This window comes from Paenibacillus arenosi (assembly GCF_014841135.1).
Lineage (GTDB): Bacteria > Bacillota > Bacilli > Paenibacillales > Paenibacillaceae > Paenibacillus_B > Paenibacillus_B arenosi.
The window spans coordinates 396,092-417,798 of sequence record NZ_JACYTN010000003.1; the positions used below are offsets into that span (position 1 = coordinate 396,092).

Annotated in this window: 26 protein-coding genes and 1 riboswitch; of the genes, 24 read left to right on the plus strand and 2 right to left on the minus strand. The window is 45.3% G+C overall.

Annotated features, from left to right (window positions below; genetic code table 11):
- Positions 1-29: 29 nt before the first annotated feature.
- Positions 30-113: riboswitch (ZMP/ZTP riboswitch) on the plus strand.
- A gap of 170 nt (positions 114-283) precedes the next feature.
- The 16 genes from rpiB (at position 284) to IFO66_RS07770 (ending at position 13,578) form a co-directional block, all read left to right on the plus strand.
- Positions 284-742, plus strand: a complete 459-nt coding sequence (rpiB, locus tag IFO66_RS07695) for a ribose 5-phosphate isomerase B (RefSeq protein ID WP_192024564.1) — start codon at positions 284-286, stop codon at positions 740-742.
- Positions 743-760: 18 nt separating this feature from the next.
- On the plus strand, positions 761-1,357 hold the full coding sequence (locus IFO66_RS07700) for a TIGR01440 family protein (protein ID WP_192024565.1): 597 nt from the start codon (positions 761-763) through the stop codon (positions 1,355-1,357).
- A 157-nt stretch (positions 1,358-1,514) separates the two neighbouring features.
- Positions 1,515-2,771: a serine hydroxymethyltransferase gene (gene glyA / locus IFO66_RS07705; protein ID WP_192024566.1), complete on the plus strand. Its 1,257-nt coding sequence runs from the start codon at positions 1,515-1,517 to the stop codon at positions 2,769-2,771.
- A gap of 202 nt (positions 2,772-2,973) precedes the next feature.
- Complete coding sequence (locus IFO66_RS07710; RefSeq protein WP_192024567.1) at positions 2,974-4,005, plus strand: glycine-rich domain-containing protein; 1,032 nt, start codon at positions 2,974-2,976, stop codon at positions 4,003-4,005.
- A gap of 233 nt (positions 4,006-4,238) precedes the next feature.
- Positions 4,239-4,868, plus strand: a complete 630-nt coding sequence (gene upp / locus IFO66_RS07715; protein WP_028593848.1) for a uracil phosphoribosyltransferase — start codon at positions 4,239-4,241, stop codon at positions 4,866-4,868.
- Positions 4,869-4,939: 71 nt separating this feature from the next.
- Positions 4,940-6,094 (plus strand): non-hydrolyzing UDP-N-acetylglucosamine 2-epimerase, encoded by a 1,155-nt coding sequence (gene wecB, locus IFO66_RS07720; protein ID WP_192024568.1) that lies wholly within the window; start codon positions 4,940-4,942, stop codon positions 6,092-6,094.
- 177 nt (positions 6,095-6,271) lie between these two features.
- Positions 6,272-6,505, plus strand: a complete 234-nt coding sequence (locus IFO66_RS07725; RefSeq protein ID WP_192024569.1) for an AtpZ/AtpI family protein — start codon at positions 6,272-6,274, stop codon at positions 6,503-6,505.
- Positions 6,498-6,872: an ATP synthase subunit I gene (locus tag IFO66_RS07730; RefSeq protein WP_192024570.1), complete on the plus strand. Its 375-nt coding sequence runs from the start codon at positions 6,498-6,500 to the stop codon at positions 6,870-6,872. Before IFO66_RS07725 ends, IFO66_RS07730 begins: the two co-directional genes overlap by 8 nt.
- A 27-nt stretch (positions 6,873-6,899) precedes the next feature.
- Entirely contained in the window at positions 6,900-7,676 is a 777-nt protein-coding gene (gene atpB / locus IFO66_RS07735; RefSeq protein ID WP_192024571.1) for a F0F1 ATP synthase subunit A, read from the plus strand.
- Between the two features lie 103 nt (positions 7,677-7,779).
- The gene (gene atpE / locus IFO66_RS07740) at positions 7,780-7,995 is read left to right on the plus strand and encodes a F0F1 ATP synthase subunit C (protein ID WP_028593843.1); all 216 of its coding nucleotides are present in this window, start codon (positions 7,780-7,782) and stop codon (positions 7,993-7,995) included.
- A 96-nt stretch (positions 7,996-8,091) separates the two neighbouring features.
- A complete protein-coding gene (gene atpF / locus IFO66_RS07745; protein WP_144992060.1) occupies positions 8,092-8,577 on the plus strand; it encodes a F0F1 ATP synthase subunit B in 486 nt (161 codons plus the stop codon).
- Positions 8,574-9,122: a F0F1 ATP synthase subunit delta gene (locus IFO66_RS07750; RefSeq protein WP_192024572.1), complete on the plus strand. Its 549-nt coding sequence runs from the start codon at positions 8,574-8,576 to the stop codon at positions 9,120-9,122. The genes atpF and IFO66_RS07750 overlap by 4 nt, the downstream gene beginning before the upstream one ends.
- Before the next feature lie 32 nt (positions 9,123-9,154).
- Positions 9,155-10,669, plus strand: a complete 1,515-nt coding sequence (gene atpA, locus IFO66_RS07755; RefSeq protein WP_028593840.1) for a F0F1 ATP synthase subunit alpha — start codon at positions 9,155-9,157, stop codon at positions 10,667-10,669.
- 109 nt (positions 10,670-10,778) lie between these two features.
- Positions 10,779-11,654 carry an ATP synthase F1 subunit gamma gene (atpG, locus tag IFO66_RS07760; RefSeq protein ID WP_337912659.1) on the plus strand — a complete coding sequence of 292 codons (876 nt, stop codon included), beginning with the start codon at positions 10,779-10,781 and terminating at the stop codon, positions 11,652-11,654.
- A 34-nt stretch (positions 11,655-11,688) separates the two neighbouring features.
- The gene (gene atpD, locus IFO66_RS07765; RefSeq protein ID WP_192024573.1) at positions 11,689-13,095 is read left to right on the plus strand and encodes a F0F1 ATP synthase subunit beta; all 1,407 of its coding nucleotides are present in this window, start codon (positions 11,689-11,691) and stop codon (positions 13,093-13,095) included.
- Positions 13,096-13,164: 69 nt separating this feature from the next.
- Positions 13,165-13,578, plus strand: a complete 414-nt coding sequence (locus tag IFO66_RS07770) for a F0F1 ATP synthase subunit epsilon (RefSeq protein ID WP_028593837.1) — start codon at positions 13,165-13,167, stop codon at positions 13,576-13,578.
- A 118-nt stretch (positions 13,579-13,696) separates the two neighbouring features.
- Here IFO66_RS07770 and IFO66_RS07775 read toward each other — a convergent pair whose 3' ends face one another.
- The gene (locus IFO66_RS07775) at positions 13,697-15,037 is read right to left on the minus strand and encodes an FAD-dependent oxidoreductase (protein ID WP_192024574.1); all 1,341 of its coding nucleotides are present in this window, start codon (positions 15,035-15,037) and stop codon (positions 13,697-13,699) included.
- A gap of 351 nt (positions 15,038-15,388) precedes the next feature.
- A complete protein-coding gene (locus IFO66_RS07780; protein WP_420488656.1) occupies positions 15,389-16,126 on the minus strand; it encodes an alpha/beta fold hydrolase in 738 nt (245 codons plus the stop codon).
- Between the two features lie 589 nt (positions 16,127-16,715).
- Here IFO66_RS07780 and IFO66_RS07785 point away from each other — a divergent pair.
- From IFO66_RS07785 to nuoK, 8 genes are all read left to right on the plus strand, one after another.
- Positions 16,716-17,084 (plus strand): NADH-quinone oxidoreductase subunit A, encoded by a 369-nt coding sequence (locus IFO66_RS07785; RefSeq protein ID WP_273015141.1) that lies wholly within the window; start codon positions 16,716-16,718, stop codon positions 17,082-17,084.
- A complete protein-coding gene (locus IFO66_RS07790) occupies positions 17,069-17,587 on the plus strand; it encodes a NuoB/complex I 20 kDa subunit family protein (protein WP_192024577.1) in 519 nt (172 codons plus the stop codon). The genes IFO66_RS07785 and IFO66_RS07790 overlap by 16 nt, the downstream gene beginning before the upstream one ends.
- A complete protein-coding gene (locus IFO66_RS07795; RefSeq protein ID WP_273015143.1) occupies positions 17,584-18,183 on the plus strand; it encodes an NADH-quinone oxidoreductase subunit C in 600 nt (199 codons plus the stop codon). The genes IFO66_RS07790 and IFO66_RS07795 overlap by 4 nt, the downstream gene beginning before the upstream one ends.
- A gap of 5 nt (positions 18,184-18,188) precedes the next feature.
- Positions 18,189-19,289: an NADH-quinone oxidoreductase subunit D gene (locus IFO66_RS07800; protein ID WP_192024578.1), complete on the plus strand. Its 1,101-nt coding sequence runs from the start codon at positions 18,189-18,191 to the stop codon at positions 19,287-19,289.
- Positions 19,289-20,299 carry an NADH-quinone oxidoreductase subunit NuoH gene (gene nuoH, locus IFO66_RS07805; protein ID WP_192024579.1) on the plus strand — a complete coding sequence of 337 codons (1,011 nt, stop codon included), beginning with the start codon at positions 19,289-19,291 and terminating at the stop codon, positions 20,297-20,299. Before IFO66_RS07800 ends, nuoH begins: the two co-directional genes overlap by 1 nt.
- Before the next feature lie 70 nt (positions 20,300-20,369).
- The gene (gene nuoI / locus IFO66_RS07810) at positions 20,370-20,822 is read left to right on the plus strand and encodes an NADH-quinone oxidoreductase subunit NuoI (RefSeq protein WP_192024580.1); all 453 of its coding nucleotides are present in this window, start codon (positions 20,370-20,372) and stop codon (positions 20,820-20,822) included.
- On the plus strand, positions 20,815-21,384 hold the full coding sequence (locus IFO66_RS07815; RefSeq protein ID WP_192024581.1) for an NADH-quinone oxidoreductase subunit J: 570 nt from the start codon (positions 20,815-20,817) through the stop codon (positions 21,382-21,384). The genes nuoI and IFO66_RS07815 overlap by 8 nt, the downstream gene beginning before the upstream one ends.
- On the plus strand, positions 21,385-21,696 hold the full coding sequence (gene nuoK / locus IFO66_RS07820) for an NADH-quinone oxidoreductase subunit NuoK (protein ID WP_192024582.1): 312 nt from the start codon (positions 21,385-21,387) through the stop codon (positions 21,694-21,696). It begins immediately after the preceding gene.
- The last annotated feature ends 11 nt before the right edge of the window (positions 21,697-21,707 follow it).

Genomic DNA, 21,707 nt, shown 5'->3' on the forward strand with positions numbered 1-21,707 from the left:
GTTTGCGATATGATTCAATTATCAAACGCGAGGTTCGATGTGACTGGCGACAAGAGTGGAGAAATACCACGATGGAGCATCGAATAATACGGCCGGTCGCCTGGGCAGAAGAGCAAGTGTACGCATATGCGTATGCTTAGCTCTTTTTTTGTTATCTGCATACCTCTCCGTCCTAGAATTTGTGCATTTGGATGTTAATCCCTTGTGACGAATTTGCGAGAAATGCGTCTTTTTCTACAAAATTCGTTATAATAGTGGCATAAACCGTAGGAGGTAACTTGCTATGAAAATTGCAATCGGAGCAGACCACGCAGGTGTGCGTTTGAAACAAGATATTATTGAAGTGATTCAACAAATGGGACATGAAGTACAGGACTATGGCTGCGATTGCAACCAATCTGTTGACTACCCGGATTATGCATTGCCAGTAGCAGAGGCTGTTGTTAATAAAGAAGCTGATCGCGGTGTCCTCATTTGTGGTACAGGTATCGGCATGTCCATTGCTGCGAATAAAGTGACAGGCATTCGCTGTGCACTTGTTACCGATCTTTTCTCCGCGCAAGCGACGCGCGAGCATAACGATACGAATGTATTAGCTCTAGGAGAACGTGTAACAGGTCCTGGTGTTGCACAAGAAATTGTGAAAGTATGGCTGTCTACGGAGTTTAGTCAAGGCGAGCGTCATGCAGGCCGCTTGAACAAAGTAGCGGAGATCGAGCGCAAATATCACGCAGCTCCTTAAGCGGAAAGGAGACTCATCATGCAGCATCCAGAACAACTTGAGTCCATTCGTGCTGAAGCAGAGCTAGCGGCCAATGCTCTAGTAGAGGCTGCTGAGCTGCGGCCTGGTCAAATTGTGGTCATCGGTTGCAGCACAAGTGAAGTGATTGGAGAACGCATTGGCACATCTGGTACATTGGATGTAGCAAGCGCGCTCTATGATGGATTGCAAGTTCTTCAATCGCGCTATCAGTTACAATTGGCTTTTCAATGCTGCGAGCATTTGAATCGGGCGTTGGTTATAGAGCGGTCACTGTGCGAAGCTATGCGCTTAGAAGAAGTCAGTGCTATTCCAGTTCCACGAGCAGGAGGTTCAATGCCTTCCATCGCTTATCGCAATATGAGCGATCCGTGTGTGGTGGAGCATTTGTCTGCACATGCAGGGATAGATATTGGGGAAACACTAATTGGTATGCATTTGCGCCATGTGGCTGTCCCATTACGAACTGCTGTCCGAACAATTGGTGCTGCACGCATTACGATGGCGACCAGTCGCCCCAAGCTAATCGGAGGCGAGAGAGCAGTATATAGCCTTGAGCCACATAGTGGAAATGATATAGTTGGCAGTTGTTCGTAACGGTTGCTTGATCTCATGGTTGTTCGAACTTGGAACAACGTAGTAGAGGAATTGATTTGCTCACGGAACGATTATGAATGACATAGTCGTTTCGGTCAATTTATATAAAAGTGTTGAGCATAGTGAAGTATGGATGAATTGTGGGAGGGATACGTCGATGGTAGATTTTTTGAGAAAGCAAGACCCAGAAGTATTGAAGGCAATGGATTTGGAACTGCAGCGTCAGCGTCACAACATCGAGCTTATCGCATCTGAGAACATTGTAAGCGAAGCAGTTATGGAAGCAATGGGAACAGTGTTGACGAACAAATATGCGGAAGGCTATCCAGGTCGTCGTTACTATGGTGGTTGCGAGCATGTCGACATCGTTGAAGATCTCGCACGCGACCGTGCGAAAGAGTTGTTCGGTGCTGAACATGCAAATGTGCAGCCGCACTCTGGTGCTCAAGCAAATATGGCTGTATATTTGGCAGCGTTGAAACCTGGGGATACAGTTCTAGGTATGAACTTGGCGCATGGCGGTCACTTGACGCACGGAAGTCCAGTTAATGCTTCAGGTGTTCTCTATAACTTCGTAGAATATGGTGTGGATAAAGAAACATTCCGCATCGATTATGAGGAAGTGCGTAAGGCAGCATTTAAGCACCGTCCGAAAATGATCGTAGCTGGTGCGAGTGCATACCCGCGTATTATAGACTTTGAAGCACTTGCTGCTATTGCTAATGATGTAGGTGCATTGTTCATGGTTGATATGGCTCATATCGCGGGTCTTGTTGCAGCTGGATTGCACCCTAATCCAGTGCCACATGCACATTTCGTAACGACAACAACGCACAAGACGCTTCGCGGTCCTCGCGGCGGTTTGATTCTTTGCCGTAAGCCGTGGGCAGCAGCGATCGATAAAGCTGTGTTCCCAGGTACGCAAGGTGGACCTCTTATGCATGTTATCGCTGCAAAAGCAGTTGCATTGGGTGAAGCGCTACAACCAGAATTCAAAGCATACGCACAAAACGTTGTCAGCAATGCTCAAGTGTTGGCTGAAGAGCTGCAAGCTCGTGGCTTGAACTTGGTGTCTGGCGGTACAGATAACCATTTGATGCTTATTGATACACGCAGCGTTAATATTACGGGTAAAGATGCTGAAAAAGTGCTTGATTCTGTAGGCATCACTTGTAACAAAAATGCGATTCCATTCGATCCAACGAGCCCGTTCATTACGAGCGGTATTCGCGTTGGTACGCCTGCAGCAACTGCGCGTGGTATGAATGGTGAAGCAATGCGTGTAATTGCAGAAGTAATTGCAATGACGTTGAAAAATCCTACGGATGAAGCAACGTTGGAGCAGGCTCGCGGCAAAGTGCGTGCGTTGACTGATCAGTATCCGCTGTATACACAGTTGTCCTACGACGCATAAGCGCGACCATGTGTCTTTGTGAGGTTAAATAACATTAATGATGCTCGTGTTGAGTGGCATCATGTAGTATAGGTTTCCTAGCCGTTCGTTGCCCTAGTGGTAGCGGACGGTTTTTTTATGAAGATTTTATAAAATGAAATATTGATCCGTTTTCGAAATGTCAGCGTATAATATAGTAATGGTTGAAGAGGAGGGGTAACAGATGGAGACAATAGTAATCGTCTTTGCTATTATTTTTGTTTTATTGCTCGTTATTGCATTTTCGTCTCCCAAAGCAAGAAATAGACGATTGAACAAGGAGAAGCCCTATACAGGGAGTGCCCCAGCTTATCTAGGTGTAGAACATAGCCATTCTGTGTACCCGCTTGTTAAGCATTACTTACATAGCTGGAATTCGGAATATGAGGAGCGCCTGAAGCTGCGAATGCTTGAAGAATTTTCGGGTATGACCGATTCGGAATATAGTTGGCGCAAGTTAGAGTTAGATCGGTATTTTGTGATATGTGCCATATTAAAAGAAGTGCCTATGTTCAGCAGCAAAGTGGATGCAGTATGGCATGAAATGCTTATGTTTACTAATAATTATGACCAATGGTCAACACGTTATATGGGAGAAAAAATTCATCATGAGCCTGCCGTTACGGTGAGCCCGACTCCACATTTACGGGCATGGTTTGATTGGGTATATAGTCAATTGTTCACGCCAACTGAATATACAGAGCAGCTATGGGGGAAGTTTTTCCGCTATCCATTAGATCCTGTTTTTCAGCAGGAGTTCGTGCATTCGGAGTGGGAAGAGCTGGAGCGTAGATTGTTCCGTAGTAGTTGCTGGAGGAAGGTTCCTGAGGCTAGAGAGGCAGCGACTTATTTGATTCAACAAGCTCGATTGCAAATGCAGCAAGCCGATGAATGGCGCGATATGAAAAGCGTTCGTGATCTGCGTGATCGATTGGAGGATCGCCAAGGTCATCTTGTCTCACGTCAACAATCGCAACAAGATCAAAGCTATCTTCAATGGGGACTGGCGGCCTCGGTTATGTTTATCGCATCCACTACGGATCATGTAGATTACGAAGAAGAGATGTCGGAACATGATAAGAGTAGCTGCTCAGGAGCGAGCGCTTGTGGCTCATCTAGCGGTGATTATAGTGGGAATGATAATGGGGGAAGCAGTGATTCTGGTTCCGGCTCAAGTTGCGGTAGTTCATGTGGCTCGGGATGCGGCAGTTCTTAATTATCTTGATTAGTAAAAGTTAAAGCGATATGTAATCTGTCACGGAAGGTCAATCGGCAAATAGGGTAAGCTTCAATTGTGCATCCTACGAAAATGTGTACGAACTAAGAAATGGGAAGCTCATTGACGTGCAGTCAATAGGTAAAAATGTTATAATAAAGGCTGTTTGAAGACGGACGAGTGTTGCTGTTTGCATTCAACGATGAGAGTAAATTGCGGAGGGAATTATTTATATGAGCAAACTGGTCATTTGTGATCATCCATTAATTCAGCACAAAGTAACATTGATTCGTGACAAAAAAACATCGACAAAAGATTTCCGTGAATTAGTTGATGAAGTGGCAACATTGATGGCATATGAGATTACGCGTAATCTGCCGCTGCAAACTACAACTGTTGAGACGCCAGTGGCGAAAACAGAAGCAAAAATTGTAGCAGGAAGAATGCTTGGCTTGATTCCGATTCTGCGTGCTGGCCTTGGCATGGTAGAAGGTGTTGTTAAGCTAATTCCAGGTGCGAAAATAGGTCACGTAGGCCTATTCCGCGATCCGGAAACGATGCAGCCTGTTGAGTATTACACAAAGCTACCTACAGATGTACAAGAGCGTCAATTGATCGTTATCGATCCGATGCTGGCAACAGGTGGTTCTGCCATTGCAGCTATCGACTCTTTGAAAAAGCGTGACTGCACACAAATTAAGCTTATGTGCTTAATCGCGGCTCCAGAAGGTGTACAAGCTGTTCAAGAAGCGCATCCTGATGTAGATATCTATTTGGCTGCACTTGATGAAAGACTTGATGATCATGGCTACATTGTACCTGGCCTTGGTGATGCAGGCGATCGCTTGTTTGGCACAAAGTAATACATTAGACAAAGCGGCATGCCGAATAGGGTGCCGCTTACATTTATGATGATATATCGGAGGATTGACCTATGAGTAAAATCAAAGTCATGACGGTCTTCGGTGTTCGACCGGAAGCAATTAAGATGGCTCCATTGATTTTGGAACTGCAAAAGCACCCAGAGCATATTGAGTCTATTGTGTGTGTAACCGCCCAGCATCGTCAAATGCTTGATCAGGTGCTTGAAGTATTCAAGATTACACCAGATTACGATCTAGATATTATGCAGAAACAGCAGTCTTTGAATGACATTTCGATTCGAGTTCTTCAAGGGCTTGAACCTGTACTTCGTGAAGCAAAGCCGGATATCGTGCTTGTTCATGGAGATACGTTAACGACATTCTTGGCAAGCTACGCATCGTTCATGCAGCAGATCAAGATTGGTCATGTTGAAGCTGGATTGCGTACTTGGAATAAAATGTCTCCTTATCCAGAGGAGATGAATCGTCAGTTGACAGGCGTTATGGCTGACTTGCATTTTGCCCCGACAGATTGGTCTGCTGGCAACCTGCGTAAAGAAAACAAATCAGAATCATCGATTTATGTCACAGGCAACACGGCAACAGATGTGTTTCAATATACAGTACGGGATGATTATGAGCATGAAGTGCTAGAGTGGGCGAAGGGTAAGCGTCTTGTTCTCATGACTGCACATCGCCGCGAATCACAAGGTGAGCCACATCGTAATATTTTCCGTGCTGTACGCCGAATTGCTGATGAGTTTGAAGATATTGCTATCGTGTATCCGGTACATCCAAGTCCGGCTGTACGTGAGCCAGCACATGAAATGTTGGGTGATCATCCACGTATTAAGCTCATTGAGCCGTTAGATGTGGTAGATTTCCACAACATTTATCCGCATACGCATCTAATTCTGACAGATTCCGGAGGTATGCAGGAAGAAGCGCCATCATTTGGTGTTCCTGTACTTGTGCTGCGTGATACGACAGAGCGTCCAGAAGGAATCGAAGCTGGCACATTAGAATTAGTTGGTACCGAGGAAGAACAGGTTTATGCGCGTACGAAGGCGTTGCTTGAAGATTCCGCTACTTATGAGCGCATGAGCCAAGCTGCGAATCCATATGGAGATGGCAAGGCTTCTGCGAGAATTGTCAGTGCAATTCTTCACAGTTTCGGTATAAACGAAGAAAGACCTGAAGCTTTTCACACAAAGTTCACAATTTAGTGCGATAGGCTCTTCTCTTTAAAAACGGTTCAGCATACAGTAGTACTGTACGGTTTTGTGCGAAAGTCGTACAAGCCGTACAGTTTGGACATCTATCTACAAGACGTGGCAAAATCTGGCTAACATTCGTTGACAAGTTCTTATAGTTTTAAGTAAAATGAATGGGAATTATAGCCTATGAAACCTAGTAATCATAACGAGAGCACATGGCGTACAGCCCTTGCTATCGGCGGCGCAGGCGTTACCCTTATTTTGTATATTCTTGTTGGATACTTGATAGGGAGCTGGCTGAAGCAAGAATGGGAGGGCCCTAGAATCTGGATTGGCCTTGGTGTCATTATCGGATTCGTGGCCGGGGTGATTCATATCATCTTCTATGTGACAAAGTTCATGGGGGAACAAAATGAGTGAACTATCTTCCATAGTGAACGCAGCTACTAGAACAGTGTTTCTACTGATGTCAGCAGCGCTGTTCGCATGGGCGTTCTTACCCGAACATCGGCCGTTAATGGCCGGTTTAGCACTAGGCTTGGTCGCAGGTTTGCTTACAGTGCGCAATTTAGCCATGAAGGTTATGCGCCTGTCGGAAATGGCGGCCAATCAAGAGAAAGGACGAGTTAATTTCGGCCTGCTCACAAGAATGTGCATCTCGCTGCTGGTTGTTATGATCGCAGTGAAGTTTGAACAGATATCCCTTATGTCGACAATTATCGGGTTGTTTTTTTCGCAGCTCATAATCTTGGTTGTCGCTATTTCAGTAGCATCTAAAAATAAATAAAGCTATGGAAAGGGGTGAACACATTACATGCATTTTGCTCCAATAATTCAGATTTGGGGGATAAACTTTGACCTATCGACCATAGGTATGCTCCTCATTTCCGGTCTCATCGTGTTTGTCCTAGCACGCTTGGCTGTCCGAAACTTGTCGGTTGACAATCCTACTCGTATGCAGAATTTCATGGAGTGGCTTGTCGAATTCGTGCAAGGCATTATCGGCAGTACCATGGATTTGAAGAAAGGTTTGGGATACATATCGTTATGTATGACCCTGATGCTATTTATCTTCGTTTCCAACATATTAGGATTGCCATTTGCAATTATTACAGAACCTCATGGACCAACATCGATATTTGGTTTCGAGATCCTGGCTACGAACCAAGCTGCGTTTGACGCACTGGGTGAGGGCGAGCATATTCAATTGCTCTGGTGGAAATCTCCAACGGCAGATATCGCGGTAACTATGGGACTTGCAACCGTGATTTTCATCCTGGTGAACTATCTAGGATTGAAGCACAACCGCAAGCATTATCTGAAGCACTACATTGAGCCATTCCCAGTCTTCCTCCCACTTAATATCGTGGAGAACTTGGCGAAGCCAGTAGCGCTTGGTATTCGTTTGTTTGCGAATATCTTTGCAGGGGAAGTAATTCTATCGACGCTTATTAAGGCGAGTTTCTTCGGACTGCCGTTTATCGCGGCATGGCAAGGATTTAGCTTGTTCGTCGGTGGATTGCAAGCATTTATCTTCACGATGCTGACGATGGTATACATCGCTCAAGCTTCGATTCATGAGGAACATTAATGAACTAGAAGTTATGACTCACCTCGAGAATGACGAAGGTAAGGAATGTTCTACTAAATTTTGATTTCAAAACTATTAACCAGTTCTAAGGAGGATGTAACAAATGGAATTTTTGGCAGCAGCATTAGCAGTAGGTTTGGGCGCATTGGGCGCAGGTATTGGTAACGGTATGATCGTATCCCGCACAGTTGAGTCTATCGCTCGTCAACCAGAAGCACGTGGTCAATTGCAAACGACTATGTTCATCGGTGTCGGTGTAGTCGAGGTTATCCCTCTTGCAGCTACTCTTATCGCTTTCTTGATTTTCTTCGGAGCTTAATTCATAGTCAGACGGTTTGGCGGGGAAGGCCGATGCCATCCGCGCCTTCGTTTTGTAAGGACCTGTAAGTGAGGTTACCGGAAAGGAGTGACTGTAGTGGCGTTTATTTGGGAGAATTTCGTGTTTGCAATTCTGGGTTTCCTTATTCTATATGTGCTACTCCAGAAATATGCGTTTAAGCCATTGCTAGAAGTAATGGAAAAGCGTCGTCTGTTGGTTAAACAGCAAATGGATGATGCAGCAACTAGCCGTACACAAGCTCAAGCGTATGTGGAAGAGCAGAAAGAAGCTCTCTCTACAGCTCGCAAAGAAGCGTACGATATTATTGAGCAAGCGAAGCAGACATCTGTTCGTCAAGCTGACGAGATCATTGACAAAGCGAAGCAAGAAACGGTTCGTCTCAAAGATGAAGCAGCACGCGACATCGAGAATGAGAAGAACAAAGCAGTTGATGAGCTTCGTCAAGAAGTTGGCAGCTTGTCTGTCGCAATCGCTTCCAAATTGTTGAAGAAGCAAGTGGATGAGAAGGACCAAGCTCAATTGGTTGACGAGTACCTGAATGAGGTAGGAGGCAAACAATGAGCCGAGAATCCGTAGTTGCTAAACGTTATGCCAAGGCGCTGTTCGAATTGGCGAACGAACGTCAATCCGTTGTTGAGACGGAGCAGCAATTGCGCTCGGTCGTAGAGGCAGTACGTAACAACCATCAGTTGGAACTGCTTCTGACAACGCCAAACATTAACAGTTCGGAAAAAGTGGATGTATTGAAAGCGGCTTTCGCAGGAAATGCTTCCGAGATCGTGTTGAACACGCTGCAAATGCTCGTGGAACGCGGTCGCATCTTGCTGCTTGGCGATTTGTTGGACTATTATGTCCGCATTGCAGGCCAAGCGCTCGGAGTAGCAAATGCTGAGGTTCGTTCAGCAGTTGCCCTTAGTGAAGAAGAACAACAGCAGATAGCTGCTGTGTTCGGCAAGAAAGAAAGCAAGACGATTCGTGTGCATAACGTCGTCGATCCTACATTGATCGGCGGTATCCAAGTCCGTATCGGCGACCGTCTCTATGATGGTAGCTTGTCCGGTCAATTGGCACGCGTACAACAACAATTGAATGCAATTGCACGGTAATAGATAAAGCACGGAAGAATGGGGTGAAGCGAGTGAGCATCAGACCTGAAGAGATCAGCACGCTGATTAAAAGTCAAATTGAGAAGTACCAGTCTCAAATCGAAGTGGCAGAGGTCGGTACCGTTATTCAAGTCGGTGACGGTATTGCCCGTGTTCACGGCCTAGAACAATGTATGTCCGGTGAGTTGCTCGAATTCTCAAACGGCGTCATGGGTATGGCCCTGAACTTGGAAGAGAACAACGTTGGTATCGTTATTCTTGGTCCTTACAAAGACATTCGCGAAGGTGACCAAGTTAAACGTACAGGACGTATCATGGAAGTTCCAGTCGGCGAAGCATTGCTTGGCCGCGTCGTGAATCCGCTTGGTCAGCCAGTAGATGGCAAAGGACCAATCGCAACGACAGAGTTCCGCGCAGTTGAGTCCCCAGCACCAGGTGTTATCGACCGTAAATCGGTACATGAGCCTATGCAAACTGGACTTAAATCTATCGATGCGCTCGTTCCTATCGGTCGTGGTCAGCGTGAGTTGATCATCGGTGACCGTCAAACAGGTAAAACGACAGTTGCAATCGATACAATCATTAACCAAAAAGGTAACGGCGTAAAATGTATTTACGTTGCTATCGGCCAAAAACAATCCACTGTAGCTCAAGTAGTTGAGACGCTTCGTCGTCACGGTGCTTTGGACTACACGATCGTAGTAACGGCATCCGCATCTGAGCCGGCTCCGCTTCTCTTCTTGGCGCCTTACTCTGGTTGCGCGATGGGTGAGTACTTCATGTACAAAGGCGAGCACGTTCTCGTTGTTTATGATGACTTGTCCAAGCAAGCGGCTGCATACCGTGAGCTTTCGTTGCTTCTACGTCGTCCTCCGGGCCGTGAGGCATATCCGGGTGACGTATTCTACTTGCACTCCCGTTTGCTAGAGCGCGCAGCTAAGCTGAGCGACGAGAATGGCGGCGGTTCCTTGACGGCATTGCCGTTCATTGAGACGCAAGCGAATGACGTATCTGCGTACATTCCGACCAACGTTATCTCTATTACAGACGGACAGATCTTCCTAGAGTCAGACTTGTTCTACTCGGGTCAGCGTCCAGCGACTAACGTTGGTATCTCTGTATCCCGTGTAGGTGGTGCTGCACAAATTAAGGCGATGAAGAAGGTAGCTGGTACGTTGAAGCTTGACCTCGCACAATACCGTGAGTTAAAAGCATTCTCCCAGTTCGGCTCCGACTTGGATAAATCCACTTTGTCCCGTCTTAACCGTGGTGACCGTTTGATGGAAATTTTGAAGCAAGGTGTTAACCAACCGCTTGCGGTTGAGAAGCAAGTAGTGAGTCTTTACATCGCTACTCGTGGTCATCTTGACGAGATTCCATTGTCTGATATCCGTCGCTTCGAGCAAGAGTTCTTGGCTCACGTTGAGTCTAACGCTCAAGCGATTCTTGATTCGATCCGTGACACAAAAGATCTCTCCAAAGAGACTGAAGATCAGATCGTTGAAGCAGTGACAAAGTTCAAGAAAAGCTTTGCCGTTTCGGCTTAATGAAATATAAAGGGTAACCGGGTGCGCATTGCCGCGTCCCGGTTCACCACGTTCAAGCGAAGAAGCAAGCTCTGCCTCGGGCAGGGCTGATAAGGCAGGTGAAACGTAAGTGGCTAAAGGTATGCTCGAAATAAAGCGCCAAATTAAGAGCGTTCAGAGCACGAAGCAAATCACGAAAGCGATGGAGATGGTTGCAGCAGCTAAGCTTCGTCGTGCACAGGAAGCTGCGCAAGCAGCTCGTCCTTATGCAGATAAGCTTAAAGAAGTTGTAAACAGTATCGCGGCAGGTACGCAAAGTGCTCAGCATCCAATGCTAGTAAAGCGTCCTATCAAGAAGACGGGGTATCTCATCATTACATCAGATCGCGGATTGAAAGGCGGTTATAACGCCAACGTCATTCGTAAGCTGATGGATACGATCGCAGAGCGCCATCGTTCGACAGATGAGTACGCGTTGTTCGTTATTGGACGCAAAGGCCGTGACTATTTCCGCCGTAGAGGATTGCCAATCGTAGAGGATGTTACGGAAGTACCAGATTCACCAACGTTTGCCGACATCAAAACAATCGCCTACAAAGCGGTTCAATATTTTGAAGAAGGTCAATACGATGAATTGAATCTGTTCTACAACGAGTTCATCAATGCGATTACGCAAACTCCGGTTGAAAAGCGTTTGCTTCCGCTAGAAGATAACGCTGCAAGCGGTGCTAAAGCGGTGCAAGCTACGGCAACCTACGAGTATGAGCCAGATGCGGATACGGTGTTGGCTCACTTGCTGCCGAAGTACGCAGAAACGCTTATCTATAGCGCAGTACTCGACGCGAAAGCGAGTGAGTTCGGTGCGCAAATGACGGCGATGGGCAGTGCGACGAAGAACGCAACGAAGATGATTTCTTCTTTGACACTGACATACAACCGTGCGCGCCAAGCGGCCATTACGCAAGAAATTTCCGAAATCGTAGCAGGAGCGAGCGCTCAGGCTTAATGGATAAGGCAGTTTTTCAGTAGGAGGGAACGAGATGAACAAAGGACGCGTGTTAAGCGTTACAGGTCCGGTTATTGACATTGAATTCGAACGTGGTCAACTTCCGGAAATTTTGAACGCGATCAAGATCGAACAAAAATCGACAGCTCCTGGCGTACCTGATATCAATCTGACGTTGGAAGCATCCGTCCACTTGGGCGATAACGTAGTTCGCTGCGTTGCGATGTCTTCTACAGACGGCTTGGTTCGTGGTATCGAAGCAGTAGACCTCGGAGCACCAATTACAGTACCAGTTGGTAATGTAACATTGGGTCGTGTATTTAACGTATTGGGTGAACCAATCGATAACGCTGGTGAAGTAAACCGTGACTTGGTTAACCCAATTCACAGAGAAGCACCTACGTTCGATGAGTTGTCCACTCAAGCAGAAATTCTTGAAACAGGAATTAAAGTTATCGACTTGCTTGCTCCATACGCGAAGGGCGGTAAAATCGGCCTCTTCGGTGGTGCGGGTGTAGGTAAGACGGTAACGATCCAAGAACTTATCAACAACATCGCGCAAGAGCACGGCGGTATCTCCGTATTCGCAGGTGTTGGTGAGCGTACACGTGAAGGTAACGACTTGTATCACGAGATGAGTGAATCCGGCGTTATCGCGAAGACAGCGATGGTATTCGGTCAGATGAACGAACCTCCTGGAGCTCGTCTGCGTGTTGCTTTGACAGGTTTGACGATGGCGGAATATTTCCGTGATCAAGAAGGTAAAGACGTATTGCTCTTCATCGACAACATCTTCCGCTTCACGCAAGCAGGTTCTGAGGTATCTGCATTGCTAGGACGTATGCCATCCGCGGTAGGTTACCAGCCTACATTGGCAACAGAGATGGGTCAATTGCAAGAGCGTATTACTTCTACGAAAAAAGGTTCCGTTACGTCGATCCAAGCGATCTACGTTCCAGCGGATGACTATACGGATCCAGCTCCAGCAACGACGTTTGCTCACTTGGATGCAACGACGAACTTGGAGCGCCGTATTTCCGAGATGGGTATCTTCCCTGCGGTTGACCCATTGGCATCTTCTTCTCGTATTTTGACACCTGAAGTTCTAGGTGAAGAGCATTACAACGTTGCTCAAGGCGTTAAGCGTATTCTTCAACGCTACAAAGAGCTTCAAGATATTATCGCAATCTTGGGTATGGACGAGTTGTCCGAGGAAGATAAGCTGACTGTTGCGCGCGCACGTAAGATCGAGCGTTTCATGTCCCAGCCATTCCACGTGGCAGAGCCATTCACAGGTCACAAAGGAAAATACGTACCTGTTAAAGAAACAGTACGTTCCTTCAAAGAGATTTTGGAAGGTAAGCATGACAATCTTCCAGAAGCAGCATTCTTGTATGTTGGTACGATCGAAGAGGCTGTTGAGAAAGCGAAATCGCTATAATAACAGCTTGATGTGATACGGTCCGATTCTTTCATCTAACGAAGTTCGGAACGGAAGGAGGAACCGCGTTTGAACACCTTTATGTTGGAGATTGTTACTCCCGAGCGCAAAGTATTTGCACAGGAAGTGAACAGCATCAGCGTGAAAGGCGTTGAAGGGGAGCTCGGCATTTTGGCTGGGCATATTCCGATGGTCACACCACTTCAGATCGCTCCAATGAAGATCAAAGTGGACGGCAAAGAGCATTTCGTAGCTGTTCATGGCGGCTTCTTGGAAGTACGTAAGGATAAAGTGGTCTTGCTGGCAGAAAGTGCAGAATTGCCTGAAAATATTGACGTGGATCGTGCGAAGGCTTCTAAGTCTCGTGCGGAGCAGCGTATATCGATGGCAGATCGCAGTAAGCAGGATCATGTTGACTTCCGTCGTGCGGAACTGTCGCTTCAACGTGCAATTGCGCGTCTTAAAGTATCGGAGAACCGATAATAATAGAGAGGCTGCCTTATCCAATTAGGATAGGCAGCCTCTTTTGTTATATATCATGGTGGGGGATAGTAAGATAATATCGATACTGCACAGTCCTCTACAAGTAAGCAGGAATGGATTAATGAGCGTCATTCCAAGTTTGTAGAGCTACAGCGTTCAAGTAGTTCCACGGTTTATTGAAATGCGGCTGGAAGAAGAAATCAACCACAGCTAGCTCATCTACGGTCATATGATTTTGAATACATACCGACATCGTATTAATTGCTGGTGTTAGGTCGATTGTCGAAGCGAGCTGTGCACCCAAGATACGGCGTGTATCTGCTTCATAGACGACTTTCAACGTTAATGGCTCTGCTGTTGGCATGAATGTTGGACGATACGTATCAACTAATGTACTCGTTGCAATCTTCATACCAAGTTGTTCAGCTGCTGTTTGTGTCAGCCCTGTCGATGCGATATGATGCTCATAAATTTTGATACCCGATGTTCCTTGCGTTCCAAGCGAGCGCATACGGTTTTCTTTCAAGTTGCAAGCTGCAATGGTACCCATGCGCACTGCATTTGTAGCAAGTGGGATATACACTTGTTCACCTGTTGGGTTATATAGAACGGAACAGCAATCCCCGGCAGCCATGACGTCAGGATGGCTTGTGCGCATGTACTCGTCGACCTTAATTGCGCCGTTATCAAGCATCTCCAATTGTCCTTGGAACAGCTCTGTATTAGGTTTGAACCCGATGCACAAAATAACGAGGTCGGCATCGTAATGGCCTTTGTCTGTCACAACTGCCTGAACGTTGCCATCTGTACCTTCGAAACGCTCTACTTTTTCGCCAAGTGCAAGGTTCACACCACGTTCTTGGAACGATGCTTCTACAGGAGCTGTAAATTCAGGATCAAGATATTTCGGCATGATGCGCTCTTCCATATCTATCAGTGTTACATGTTTTCCAGCTTCTTCGAAAGCTTCAACTAGTTCGATACCGATATAGCCAGCTCCGATAACGACAATGTTTTTAGCTTCTTGCGCTTTCTCCATAATTGTATTCGAATGGTTATAGTTTTTGCAGAGCAAAATATTGTTCAGCTCAATGCCTTCAAACTTAGGAACGATTGGCCACGAGCCTGTTGTAATGATTAGCTTGTCGAATGTATCTTCTCTTTGCTCATCTGTCTGCAAGTCACGGACGTGCAGCGTATGGTTTTCAATATCAATGTCAGTTACATCGTGCAGCATATGCATCTTAACACCAAGCTCTTTCATTTTCTCTGGCGAAGAGTAGAAGAGTCCTTGTGCATCTTTTACAACTCCACCAACGTATAAGGCAATTCCGCAAGATAGGAACGAGATATTATCATTACGTTCATATACGGTAATTTCAGCATCTGGATAACGCTTTGCTGTCTCGACAATTGCTGCTGTTCCTGCGTGTGTACAACCAATAACGGCTACTTTCATATGAAAATTCCTCCTTAAAGGGAATGAGATAGTTTTATTTTTAATGATTGAACAGTATAGTGAAAGTGAAAATATTCACTAACTAAGCGAAATAAAAAAAGTGGACACTTACTTTGTTTGATTAATCATGTGATATTAATCACAATCACTTGCATATCCATAGTATATATCATGTGAAAAGATTCTCAATAGGGTTTTCAATAACAATTGTGAACGTTGTGTGAAAAAAGGAACAAGCACTTGAACGGGTAAAGTAACAATGGAATGTTGTAGAGGAGGAATAAAAATAACCATCCTAAGAATAGGATGGCAGTAAATCAGTCACTCAGATGTATTAATGTAAAAGGCAGCTCAATTCGTTCGTATGTATTCAGTCGATAGGGGCAAGATATCATGTTGAATCCATTTTTCAGTCACTTGATTGAATAGCTCAGGATCTGCTAAAGAAACACCATGACCCATTTTAGGAAATACAAAACCTTGGCACCTAGGGTTGCTATTTATAATTTTAATCATGGAGTCTTTCATCATTTTCTTCTCTTTTTCACCAACCGTGACTAGTATGTTCCCATTTGCTTGTTCAAAACTTTTTGGGATCGTAAACGACATATTTTCGCTTAGTATTCTGGCTAGTGTATCCTTGGTCATACGTGAATTTTCATCATAGTAGGTTTCATAGAGTGGTTCATCTATGTACATTGACTTGGCTTGGATTCTGGAAAATGTTTTATTACGCGTAAGTGGATGAACAATCCCTAGCGATTTTGTAAATATTTTTGCGTAGGAGATGGGTTTTACTAAAGCACTATTTATCATGGCGTATTGGATTAAGTCAGGCCTTTTGCTGAGAATAGCTATTAACACTTGAGCTCCCAAAGAGAACCCGATAGCTACAATGGTTTTCCCTTGGCCTTTTTCCTCAATTAACTCAATGATTTGGTCCGCACTATTATTAATGGTGAATGGACGGTCATCACTGCTTTGCCCTTGTTCCGGCATATCAGGAACTAGACAATGAAAGTTCTTAAAGTACTCAACTTGTTTATTCCACATCCACCCACTAGCTCCACCGCCATGGATAAACACCATAAGGGGAGCGTGCTTATGTCCATATTCCTTGTAGTGTAGAGACAAACCACTCACCTCAATGTAAGTATTTACATAATTATACCATATGCAAACAAAAACGGAATATAAAAAGGTGAAACAAGAACAAAAGGTTATGCAGTATCTCTAAAATATTCATTAAAAAATGATCATTCAGATGTGTTGACAATTGAGAAAGATTATCATATACTGAGTTTAGTTAAGATTGATAATCATTCTCAAGGACAAAATTGAGAACGGATTATCCCCCCTTATCAGTTAAGACTTACTTCTTGGTCAGACGTTGCAGTAGGTTGGTTGTAAGGTAGTTTCCTCATCCTCCATTGACCGCGGGTGGTAGCCGCGGTCCTTTTTTTTATTCCCGGAAGTTTATATATCTCCCTCTTATTCTGTTCAAACCCTCCTAATCACACAAATACGATTTGTTCCTGTTTATTAAGTGAAAATTTTATTCTCATTTTAGGCGAGCATCATATACATCTTTAATAGGTGGCTTGTTTGGCTATCTCTATGCAGGGTGAACGACGGGCAAATAAGGAGTGCGACTTTTTGCCAGGCGGAGGAGATGATTATGGCCTATTACAACAATTATGTCATGGTAGTTATTTTTATAGCATTAGGCATACTGCTGCCCATTGCTGCACTTACGCTTGGAAGGTACTTACGGCCGAATAGGCCAACAGCGATGAAGATGACGACTTATGAGAGTGGGAACGAGCCTGTGGGGGCGGGACAAGTCCGATTCAACATTCGCTATTATTTGTTTGCGTTGATGTTCGTTATTTTTGATGTGGAAACCGTTTTCTTATATCCATGGGCTGTCGCCTACAATCACTTGGGCTTATTTGCGCTGATTGAAATGTTAATATTCGTAGCCATGCTGCTTGTTGGGTTGATGTATGCCTGGAAAAAGAAGGTGTTGAAATGGAATTCGCGTTAGATTCGATATCCGCTGATGAACGTCGTGAGCTTGAACGTAACGTGTTTATGGGAACGCTAGAGCAGTTAAAGGCATGGGCCCGCAGCAATTCGCTGTGGCCATTGACATTCGGACTTGCTTGCTGCGCGATTGAGATGATGGGGACAGGAGCTTCTCATTATGATTTGGATCGTTTTGGAGTTATGTTCCGCACGTCGCCTCGCCAATCGGATGTCATGATTGTAGCTGGTACAGTAACGAAAAAGATGGCGCCACTGCTGCGCCGGTTATATGATCAGATGCCTGAACCAAAGTGGGTAATTGCGATGGGCTCATGTGCAACAGCTGGAGGCCCTTATGTGAAGTCTTATGCGGTTGTAAATGGTGTCGATCAGGTTGTGCCTGTAGATGTGTATATTCCGGGCTGTCCCCCGAATCCTGCCGCTTTAATTTATGGAATTAATAAGCTGCAAGAGAAAATACGCTACGAGGCGAAGACAGGAAGACGGGTGACAATCCGATGAGTGATAAGCCGGAGGAACTCAGTGTGCAATCATCCCAAAATGAACAAGAATTATCATCTGATGCGAAGCAGCCCATGGCACCCAAAAATATAGCTGAACAAACTGAACATGTAGTAGATACTCCTCAATCTAGACTTGAGCAGTTAGTTGAACAATTGAAGCATGATATAGCGGAAGATGTGGTGGATGAAGCTGTTATTAACGAAGTAAACGGACAACTGCCGACGATTACTATTAAAAAGGAGCATTGGCTTGCAACTGCTCGGTGGTTTCAACTGGAAGAGGAGTGGTCATGCGACTACTTAAGAAATTTAGCTGGCGTCGATCAAGGAGATGAGCTTGAGGTTGTTTATCATCTAATCAGCCTGCAAACTAGGCGGGAGATTGCGGTTCATGTGAAGACAGAGAGGGAACAACCGTGGATACCTTCTGTAACACCACTGTGGCCTACAGCGAATTGGAATGAGCGTGAAGTGTATGATTTGCTAGGGATTGATTTTCCGGGACATCCAGATTTAAGGCGCATCATGATGCCGGATGATTGGGTGGGTCATCCACTGCGTAAAGATTATGATCCGTCAGATTCGGAGGTGTAATCCCATTGATTCGCACGGAGGAATTGTTATTAAACGTTGGCCCTCAGCATCCGAGTACACATGGTGTATTTCGCATTGTACTGAAGCTGGATGGTGAAATCATTCGAGAAGCAACTCCCGTTATGGGCTATTTACACCGTGGCACTGAGAAGTTGGCGGAGCAATTGAATTATACACAAATTATTCCTTACACTGACCGGATGGATTATGTCTCTGCGATGACGAACAATTATGTGCTTGTGCATGCTGTGGAGAAGATGATGAACATCGAAGTTCCAGAACGGGCAGAATTCATGCGCCTCATAGTCATGGAGCTGCAGCGGGTTGCCAGTCATCTCGTATGGTGGGGTACGTATTTACTGGATATCGGGGCGATGAGTCCATTTTTATACGCGTTCCGTGATCGTGAAGTGATTATTGATTTATTCAATGAGCTGTGTGGTGCGAGACTCACTTACAATTACATGCGTGTAGGAGGCGTCAAATGGGATGCTCCGTCTGGTTGGATCGACAAGGTACGTGACTTCATTCCTTATATGCGCAAGCGGTTGAAAGAATACGACAAGTTGGTCAGCGGAAATGAAATTTTCCTTGCACGGATTAAAGATGTAGGCAAATATGATGCGCAGACGGCGATTGCTTACGGGTTGAGTGGTGCTAATTTGCGTTGTACAGGCGTGAACTGGGATTTGCGCAAGCAGGAGCCATACAGCCTTTATGAGCGCTTTGACTTTGATGTGCCGCTGTCCTTCAACGGTGACTGCTATGATCGCTATACGATTCGAATCGAAGAAATTGTACAGAGCTTGCGCATTTTGGAACAGGCGGTAGAGCAATTTCCGTCTGGGGGCGAGACTATGGGGAAAGTACCACGCGTCATTCGTCCACCTGCTGGTGAGGTCTATGCTCGGATTGAATCGCCTCGTGGCGAAATCGGCTGTTATATCGTTTCAAAAGGCAAGGCAGAACCGTACCGCTTGAAATTTCGTAGGCCCTCATTTGTGAATCTTCAAATTTTGCCTGAACTGCTCGTTGGTCAGTCGATGACCAATCTAATTACGATTCTTGGTGGAGTCGATATCGTAGTTGGGGAGGTGGATTGCTAGTGACTGAATTGCTTCAACAGGCGTTAACTTGGCAGAACGGCCTTATTTTTCTTGGCTGGGCAATCGTATTTCTATTTATCGTACTCGGATTCGTTACCTATGCTATTTATTTCGAACGCAAAGTCATCGGATGGATGCAGTTCAGACATGGCCCAACTCGTGTCGGCCCCTTAGGATTGCTCCAATCGGTAGCAGACGTGTTAAAGCTCCTCATCAAAGAAGACACCATTCCACAAAAGGCAGACCGCACCCTATTCATACTCGCTCCTATTATCACATTTGTTCCTGCCTTTGCTGTCTTAGCGGTTATCCCGTACACACCTTCCTTGTATTTTGCAGACTTAAATGTAGGGTTGCTCTATTATGCAGCTCTTTCTAGCTTGTCTACAATCGGTATTATTTTGGGCGGCTGGGCCTCTAACAATAAATATTCCTTAATGGGCGGTATGCGTTCAGCAGCACAAATGATAAGTTATGAAATTCCTCTCGTTATATCTGTAGTTGGCGTTGTTATGCTGAGTGGAGGCTTAAGCTTGAACACGATTGTAGAAGGGCAGGGCAATAACTTTTGGGAATGGAATTTGCTGCCGCAAATGATTGGCTTCGTTGTGTTTATGATCGCTGCCGTGTCCGAGCTGAATCGAACTCCTTTCGACTTGCCTGAAGCAGAGTCGGAGTTGGTAGCGGGTTATCATGTGGAATACAGTGGGTTCCGCTTTGCTTTCTTTATGCTGGCAGAGTATGTGTACGTATTTGCGATTGCTAGCTTAACAACGGTGTTATTTCTTGGTGGTTGGCATCCGCCACTCGCCATATTGGACTTCATACCCGGACTACTCTGGTTCATGTTGAAATTTGTGTTTGTGGTATTTTTCTTATTTTGGCTGCGGGCAACGATGCCTCGGATCCGTGTCGATCAATTAATGAGTTTCGGCTGGAAGGTACTGCTGCCGCTTGCGTTAATCAATATTTTTGTCACAGCTGCGTACATCGAGTTGTTCCTAAAGTAAGTGAGAGAGATCTACAAACCCGCAGCTAAAGCGGGTACACGAGGAGAACCACCGAAATGGGGGGAAGTCTGTGAAAGGGTTATTCAAAGGATTGGCGGTCACGCTGAAAGCCATGACATCCAAAAAAGTTACGTATGCCTATCCTGATGTACCGATGCAGATGCCTGAGCGATTCCGTGGAGTCCAGCATTTTGATCCTGACAAATGTATCGTTTGTAACGCCTGCGCGCGTATTTGTCCTACGGACTGCATCACGCTAACTGGTAAGCCGCATCCAGACCCTACTAAGAAGGGAAAGGTTATCGATACGTACGATATTAATTTTGAAATATGCATTTTGTGCGATTTGTGTACAGAAGTATGCCCCACAGAGGCGATTATGATGACGAACAACTTTGAGCTGGCTACATACAGTCGTGATACGTTGTTCAAGGATAGAGAGTGGCTAAATGCTAACGATCAGCGCATTCGCTACGACAATATTTCAATGCTTCCGAAGGGAGGTGGGAAAAAAGATGTTTGACCTTAGCTTTGTGTGGAATGGTCATTCGATATTATTTCTCATCTTGGCTGTATGCATCATATCAGGTGCAGTATTCATGTTGAACTTCAGCAAAATTATACACATGGTCGTATCGCTGGCCTTTACGTTTATTGGTCTAGCAGGCGTGTATGTGCTGTTGGAGGCGGAATTTGTAGCGACTGTCCAAATTCTTGTCTATGCAGGGGCTATTTCCATTTTGATGATATTTGGCATCATGATGACCAAGCATGACCAGTTGGAAGAGGAACCCCGTATCCAATGGAAAGGAGTATTTGCTGCGGTGGGGTGTTTAGCTCTTTTTGTGGCTATATTTTTCGCTATTCGCAGCACTTCATTTCCAACGGCACCTGCAACGGGGCCACTTGCTGAGGACAATACGTTGGAATTAGGAAAGCAGATCTTCACAGCACACGTCATCCCATTTGAGTTGCTGTCGGTGCTGCTAACCGTTGCTTTTATTGGGGCCATCGTTGTAGCTAAGCATGAAGATGCAGAGGAAAGTGAAGTAGTAAGCTCTCCATCTCAAAAGGAGGCGGAGTAAATGAGTTCAATGCTGGCCTCTTATTTAACTTTGGCTGCTATTTTATTTTGTATTGGACTATATGGGGTGTTAACGAAGCGGAGTGCTGTCATTGTATTGCTGTCGATAGAGTTGATGTTGAATGCAGTCAACTTGAATTTGATTGCATTCTCAAAATATGGGGTTGTACCAAGCTTAAAGGGACAAGTGTTTTCGTTGTTTAATATTGCGATTGCTGCAGCAGAAGTAGCCGTTGGTATTGCCATTTTGATTGCATTGTATCGCAATCGAGCTACGACAAATGTGGATGAGTTTAATGAACTGCGAAATTAACTGGAAAGGAG

Excerpts from the sequence above, each read along its gene's own strand:
- rpiB (WP_192024564.1), top strand. The coding sequence starts at position 284 with ATGAAAATTGCAATCGGAGCAGACCACGCAGGTGTGCGTTTGAAACAA.
- IFO66_RS07700 (WP_192024565.1), top strand. The coding sequence starts at position 761 with ATGCAGCATCCAGAACAACTTGAGTCCATTCGTGCTGAAGCAGAGCTA.
- glyA (WP_192024566.1), top strand. The coding sequence starts at position 1,515 with ATGGTAGATTTTTTGAGAAAGCAAGACCCAGAAGTATTGAAGGCAATG.
- IFO66_RS07710 (WP_192024567.1), top strand. The coding sequence starts at position 2,974 with ATGGAGACAATAGTAATCGTCTTTGCTATTATTTTTGTTTTATTGCTC.
- upp (WP_028593848.1), top strand. The coding sequence starts at position 4,239 with ATGAGCAAACTGGTCATTTGTGATCATCCATTAATTCAGCACAAAGTA.
- wecB (WP_192024568.1), top strand. The coding sequence starts at position 4,940 with ATGAGTAAAATCAAAGTCATGACGGTCTTCGGTGTTCGACCGGAAGCA.
- IFO66_RS07725 (WP_192024569.1), top strand. The coding sequence starts at position 6,272 with ATGAAACCTAGTAATCATAACGAGAGCACATGGCGTACAGCCCTTGCT.
- IFO66_RS07730 (WP_192024570.1), top strand. The coding sequence starts at position 6,498 with ATGAGTGAACTATCTTCCATAGTGAACGCAGCTACTAGAACAGTGTTT.
- atpB (WP_192024571.1), top strand. The coding sequence starts at position 6,900 with ATGCATTTTGCTCCAATAATTCAGATTTGGGGGATAAACTTTGACCTA.
- atpE (WP_028593843.1), top strand. The coding sequence starts at position 7,780 with ATGGAATTTTTGGCAGCAGCATTAGCAGTAGGTTTGGGCGCATTGGGC.
- IFO66_RS07750 (WP_192024572.1), top strand. The coding sequence starts at position 8,574 with ATGAGCCGAGAATCCGTAGTTGCTAAACGTTATGCCAAGGCGCTGTTC.
- atpD (WP_192024573.1), top strand. The coding sequence starts at position 11,689 with ATGAACAAAGGACGCGTGTTAAGCGTTACAGGTCCGGTTATTGACATT.
- IFO66_RS07775 (WP_192024574.1), bottom strand. The coding sequence starts at position 15,037 with ATGAAAGTAGCCGTTATTGGTTGTACACACGCAGGAACAGCAGCAATT.
- IFO66_RS07780 (WP_420488656.1), bottom strand. The coding sequence starts at position 16,126 with ATGGTGTTTATCCATGGCGGTGGAGCTAGTGGGTGGATGTGGAATAAA.
- IFO66_RS07785 (WP_273015141.1), top strand. The coding sequence starts at position 16,716 with ATGGCCTATTACAACAATTATGTCATGGTAGTTATTTTTATAGCATTA.
- IFO66_RS07790 (WP_192024577.1), top strand. The coding sequence starts at position 17,069 with ATGGAATTCGCGTTAGATTCGATATCCGCTGATGAACGTCGTGAGCTT.
- IFO66_RS07795 (WP_273015143.1), top strand. The coding sequence starts at position 17,584 with ATGAGTGATAAGCCGGAGGAACTCAGTGTGCAATCATCCCAAAATGAA.
- IFO66_RS07815 (WP_192024581.1), top strand. The coding sequence starts at position 20,815 with ATGTTTGACCTTAGCTTTGTGTGGAATGGTCATTCGATATTATTTCTC.
- nuoK (WP_192024582.1), top strand. The coding sequence starts at position 21,385 with ATGAGTTCAATGCTGGCCTCTTATTTAACTTTGGCTGCTATTTTATTT.